This is a genomic window from Thermoflavimicrobium dichotomicum (assembly GCF_900114055.1).
Taxonomy (GTDB): Bacteria; Bacillota; Bacilli; order Thermoactinomycetales; family Thermoactinomycetaceae; genus Thermoflavimicrobium; species Thermoflavimicrobium dichotomicum.
Genome location: NZ_FORR01000042.1, coordinates 1 through 6,262, shown reverse-complemented (window position 1 = coordinate 6,262; position 6,262 = coordinate 1). Strand labels below are relative to the sequence as shown.

At 44.9% G+C, this 6,262-nt stretch carries 2 protein-coding genes; both read right to left on the bottom strand.

Going from position 1 to position 6,262, the window contains the following annotated elements; genetic code table 11:
• On the bottom strand, positions 1-3,545 hold a 3,545-nt coding region (locus BMZ78_RS18000), incomplete at its 3' end, for a beta-ketoacyl synthase N-terminal-like domain-containing protein (protein WP_175482563.1).
• Positions 3,530-6,262: beta-ketoacyl synthase N-terminal-like domain-containing protein (locus BMZ78_RS17995; RefSeq protein ID WP_139203367.1), on the bottom strand; the 2,733-nt coding region annotated here is incomplete at its 5' end. The genes BMZ78_RS17995 and BMZ78_RS18000, both read right to left, overlap by 16 nt.

The window sequence follows — 6,262 nt, the reverse complement described above, 5'->3', positions numbered from 1 at the left end:
GAGTAGACCTGATACTCTATCTCCCCGTTCTCTCTGGGGGTAAGACCTATGTGAACCTGAATCGGATCTTCTCCCACAACGATAGGTCGAATCCAGACGACATTCTTGAGCAACAAACCGGTTTGACCCGGTCCGAAGCCCTTCAACGCCTGTTCTACTGCTGCCCGGGCCATCTCCAGGTAGGCTACTCCTGGAAGAATTCTTTCTCCCTTTACCATATGATCAGTCAGAAAAAACTCCCGTCCCGTAAACGTAGATGTAAATCGCTGTCCAGTGAAATCAGAAGTATTTATATGAAGCAACGGATGAAGGAAAGCTTCCATCCCAGAGGTAACCGCTTTACGACTGTACGAAGAGATCGGCCCACTCTCGGGAATCCAGTAACGTTTCTTGGCAAACGGATACCCAGGTAAACTGATACGGCGGGGTTTGATCTCCCCATATAACCTGTTCCAATCAAAAAGAAATCCCTTTACCCAAAGCTCGAGGAGTTTTGCATATTTCCGTTTGGCGATCCAGGCATCGATGGTTTGTGTCATATCTTCATCCTCAAAAAAGGCGAGTGTCTCGTTTTGACGGGTTATTCGCCCTCGATACAAATTCTCTATGTTCTCCTTGCCTTCCAGAAAACGCTGCAGTTTATCCTTCAGTTCCTCCATAGACCCAACGATCATTCCCAGTCGTTCTTCCATGGGTTCGCGACCCACTTGGAGCGTGTAGGCTATTTCTGCCAGGCTGACGTTGTTGTCCATGAATTGGTTCTCCGAAACCGCAGTCAACAATCGCTGTACCTGCTCGACAAGGCGTTCTTCATTTTTGGCGGACAGGACAATGATCACAGGATTTTCCTTTGTTACGGAAATCGTTGGGAGCTCCTGATCTTCAGGCAAATACTCTTCCAGTACCACGTGGGCAAAAGCCCCTGAAAAACCAAAAGAACTTACTCCCGCTCTCCTGGGAACTCCCGGCATACTTTTCCATTCTTCAAGCTCCTGATTCAGGTAGAGTGCCGTTTTATCAAGGGAAATGTAAGGATTCAGCTTTGTAAAATTGGGCATTGCCGGGATTTTCCGATGCTTCATCTGAAGAATCACTTTCAAAATTCCCGCCAATCCTGCAGCCCCTTCCGTATGGCCGATATTGGCCTTGACGGAACCGACGGCACAAAAATGCTCCTTGTTGGTAAAACGTCGAAACGCTTTGATCAAGCTATTAATTTCGATGGGATCGCCTAATTTTGTACCTGTGCCGTGTGCTTCTATGTAACTTATCGTTTCGGGATTGATTCCGGCGTTTTCCCATGCCTTGACAATGACATTCTCTTCTCCGGAGACGCTTGGAGCAGTCAGGGAAGGAGTATATCCCCCATGCAAGGCCGCAGAACCTTTGATAATCGCGTGAATACGATCTCCATCCCTTTTCGCCTGCTGTAGAGGCTTTAACAAAAGGCTTGCTACACATTCCCCCGGAACATATCCATCTGCGGCTTCATCAAACGTATGACATTTTCCCGTTGGAGATAATGCACCAATGCTGCTGAAATAGCGGTAATGCCAGGAAGACAACAGAAGATTCGCCCCCCCGACAAAAGCCATTTCACACTCCTTATTGCGTAATGCGTTACAGGCAGCGTGCAGGGCAAACAGCGAAGAAGAGCAGGCCGTATCCATCGTCATACTAGGGCCTTTCAAGTTAAAATAAAAAGAAATGCGGTTGGCAATTACACTTTGCGCATTACCTGTTCCAACATATGGATCTACGGGAAGATTCATTTCAGCAATCCGGTCCATATAATCATGGGAACAGACACCGACAAATACCCCTGTATTCGTTCCTCTTATCTGGTTAATATATCCGGCATCCTCTCCAGCAGAATAGATGCTCTGGAGCAGCAAACGGATTTGGGGGTCCATCCATTCCGCTTCCCGGGGAGAAATATTGAAAAATTCCGCATCAAATTTGTCCACATGGTCGATAAAACTTCCCCATTTACAGTAAGTTTTATCGACTGCTTCCGGGTTGGGATCATACCACGGGCGATAATCCCAATGATCCAGGGGAATTTCTTTCACGACATCTTTTTTGTCCCTTATATAATTCCAAAAGTGGAATAAATCCGGAGCATCTGCAAATACACCATGCATTCCGATGATCGCAATATCATCTTTGCCAGCTTCGTCAAAAGGCAACGATGGTGATGGGGAAGCTGCTCTTGCTTCAGCATGGATGGATACTAAAGCATCCTGGACAACTTCCCCATCGACATGCTCCTCCTCCGAAGTTCCCAGCAGTTTCGAGAATGTATCTCCGTACTCCATGCAGAAAAACTCTGATAGTTCCTTGATGTTGGGATACTCAAAAAATAAGGTGGGTGACAATGGAATCGATGTCTCTTTCTCTATCTCTTCTGCCATTGCAACCAACTCAGAAGACTCCATCCCCATGTCCATCAAATTACTCTCGATAGTAACCGGTCTTGTCTGGTCAGACCGGTTCCCGCTCAGCTTGTTAGTTAAATAGTTTTGGATTCTCCCCAACAGATCAGATCCATTTTTCATCTCTCTGCGATCTTTTGCTTCCAATTGCTCGGTCAATGGATTTGCTGATTCCGCAGAGTGGCTCGTTGACCGGATCCGTAACATTGAGCATCCAGAAAAACGAGCCACAAGCTGCGCTTCATCATTGATCAATTCTGCATCAAAAAGGAGAATTTCATCCGTATTTTTAATCAGTGAGATCAGCAGCCAACCATGCTCCAATGTAGCGGTTCGCTGAAAAGAAATATCTTTTATACCAAAGGGTAAAAAGCCATTCCCCATTACGCCACGCCCAATAAAAAGGGTAGCGGCCAGAAAAGCGCTGTTCATCAGGTGTGGATGCAAGATATATTCATGTTTTGCTTCCTGCAAGCTTTGCGTTATGTTAAATCTTGCAAGTATCTGATCTGTTCCCTTGTACATGTGAGAGATTGTCTTGTAGCTCTCTCCAAATGAAACGGCTGGATTGCTTGAATAGATGGCATCCAAGCAGTCTATTTTTTCCATGGTATTTTTTATGCTTTCTACGTCTAGCTCTTTGCGCTCAAAGACCGCCTTTTGTAAAGTGCCTGTTGCGGTTATATTCCAGTTTTCTGAATGGTGATGCCGATACTTTACCAGAAAATCAACTTCAAAATTCTTTAAGACAGGTTCAACCAGAACTTCGACTCGCTCATCTTTTTTTACTTCGATCGGCTTGACAAAATGAAGCCTGTGAAGACGCACATTTTTTTCTTCCGGAAACATTTTGAAAAAAGTGTTTATCGCCAGACTTCCATGGGTTACTCCGACAAGTACCTGTTCACCAAAAACAGTGTGATCTCTCAAAAAAGGCTCCCCATACTCATATACCTCGGGAACAATATGATATCCATTCACCATGCCTGATGTAGAAGTGTCTCTCTTGTTAGACTGAGCTTTTAACTTTTTCATTTGGTTAATCGCATCTTCTTTACTGATCCTGCGTTCTTTTATCTGGTTGTATAAAGAACTCAGTTGAATATCCATTTTTCCTCCTTCTTTCCCATCATGATCAGCTGTTTAAATTGCTCTTCTGTCAGTTCGCCTGAAATCACTTTTTCAAAAAGAGTCTGATAGAATTCATCACTTTCCTCTTGTAGCCCCGAATAATCCTTTTGGAAGGAAAAGCTGGAACGATGCTCAAACGCATAATGGGGTAGACGGATTGGTGGAGCAACTCTTTCCTTAAACAGGAATCCAAAATCAATGGTCTCCCCCATTACCCAATACTGGGCCAGTTTTCGGATGTCTCCTTTTTCCAAAGACTCCTGAATCATTGACGAGTCAAACGCATGAACTTTCCAACCAGGTTCATAGGAAACATAAATACCGTGATTCTCCAATCCTTCCCTCGATTCCAGAACCAGGTCCAATTTTTGGATCAAATCACGGTTAGACTTGGCCACAATCGCTACTCTTTGTTCCAATTGATGGTTGATTCTTTGCAAGGAATAGGCAACATCCCCGATATCTAAAAGAGAATTTTTCTCTAAAAACTTCCTCATTTTCTCAAGATATTTGTTTAGACTCCACTTTGTTTTCGCCGAAAAAACAAAAATAAATTCCTCAGGAAATGGTTTGACTGACTCATTGCCAGCATGATTTTCTGTAAATTCTTCGATAATTACGTTAGCATAAGCCCCTCCAGCCCCAAAGGAATTAATCATACTTCTTCGCGGCTCACTTTTTCCTGTCTTGGGATGCTTCGGCTGATCCCACGGTATCGTTTCTCGCTGCAAATAGAAGGGGGTATTTTCCAGTTTCAAGTTTGGATTGATGGGATCTGCATTGATCGTAGGTACGAGTGTTTTATGCTGGAACTGTAAAATAACCTTCGTCAACTGAGAAATGCCAGAGGCCGCTTCCAGATGACCTATATTTGATTTTACAGAGCCCAAAGCACAGTATTGTTTTCGGTCTGTAAAGGTTCGAAATGCGTTCGTTAGTGCAATGATTTCAATTGGATCCCCCAGTTCTGAGCCATTGGCTGCGGACTCCACATAGCTGATTGTCAAAGGATCAATGCCGGATCGCCGGATTGACTCCAACACTAACTTGGCCTGTTGTTTCGGATCTGGAGCACTGTACATTTGTCGGCCACCACTATGATTGATAAAACTGCTCTTGATCACCGCATCGATCCGGTCACCATCTTTTTTTGCCAGAGAAAGAGGTTTTAATAGTACTGCCCCCACTCCTTCTCCCGGAATGTATCCATCACCTGCTCCAAAACTTTTGCTTTTATTGCCACTTCCTAAAAACTTTGCCCGATCCAAGACTTTATATTTGGAAGGATCCAAGGTTAGATTTACTCCCCCGGCAATGGCCATGGAGCAACTTTTTTGTTTTAAACTTTCACACGCTAAATGAATCGCGGTCAGCGAACTGGAACACGCGGAATTAATGGCAATACTGGGACCAGTCAAGTTAAAGAAATGAGAAGTCCGATTAGCAATCTGCCAGTCTGTTGCATTTGAACTTAATACAGCTTGTTCCAATGAAGGAATACTCCACGGATACTGACTGTACATCGTTCCGACAAATACCCCAATCCCCAGTCCGTATTTGGCTTGGTACTCCTGTAATGCATGTTTGTTGTAGCCGGCATCTTCAAATGTCTCCCACACAATCTCCAGAAACAGTCGCAATTCAGGAGACAGTTCCCATACCTGTTCAGGAGCAATGCCAAATAATTGATGATCAAATCGGTCAATGTCATCTAGAAATCCACCGTAATACCTCTCTAGATGATCCTGCCTTCCTCCTTCGGACAAGACATGGGCCAGGGAAGAATTCCAGCGATTCTTTGGCGCTTCGGAAATACAGTTTCTTCCATTCCTTAAATGTTCCCAAAGTTCCTCCAATGTCTTTGACATGGGATAGCGACCACTTATGCCGATCACCGCGATGTCTTCCGACTCTTGGACATTTGGAAGCTTAACGGACTCCTGCACTTTCAATACACGTGGCTTTCGGCTATGGAGTGCGCTGATTCGCTTGGGCAAATCCGGATGATCAAAAACCTGCTCTTTGGAAACTCCCTGGTTTTCTGAATGAAAAAACGCTAGTAACCTATCGGAATGGTTTGCAACCAGATAATTTGCCAATTCCTGAGTATTGCTATGCTCAAAGAGCAGGGTTTTAGGAAGCTCTCCCGTTACTTTCTCCAACTCTCTAATCACATTGATTTGTAAGATGGAATCAACGCCATATTGATCAAATGAAGTTTTCACATCAATTTTTTCTGGAGAAATTTTTATTGCATTCCCTACAGTTTGTTTGATGAAAGCAACAGTTTCTGATTCTAGCGATTCTTCTGATATGCCTCTTTCTATCGATCTCGTTACCTGATGTTGAGCTGAATTGAGTCTTATCGAACGTTTTAAACGGGATATATCTCCTTCCGCCACCAGCACCTGCTCCCTGCCGGAGGCCATCGCCTGATACAATGCCCGGATGCCTGTAGAAGTCTCCATCGCTTTCATGCCCGTGGTTTGCTGCATCATCTTCTCTGTCTCCCCGTCGACGCGCATTCCGCCCTCTTGCCACAACGGCCAGTTAATGGATACGGTCTGCCCCTGCCGTTCTCCGGACTCTGCCAGACCGCTGCGGTATCTCGCATACCCATCCAGGAAGGCATTGGCGGCAGCATAGTCTGCCTGACCCAGATTGCCCCTCACTCCCGCTCCGGAAGAGAAGAGCAC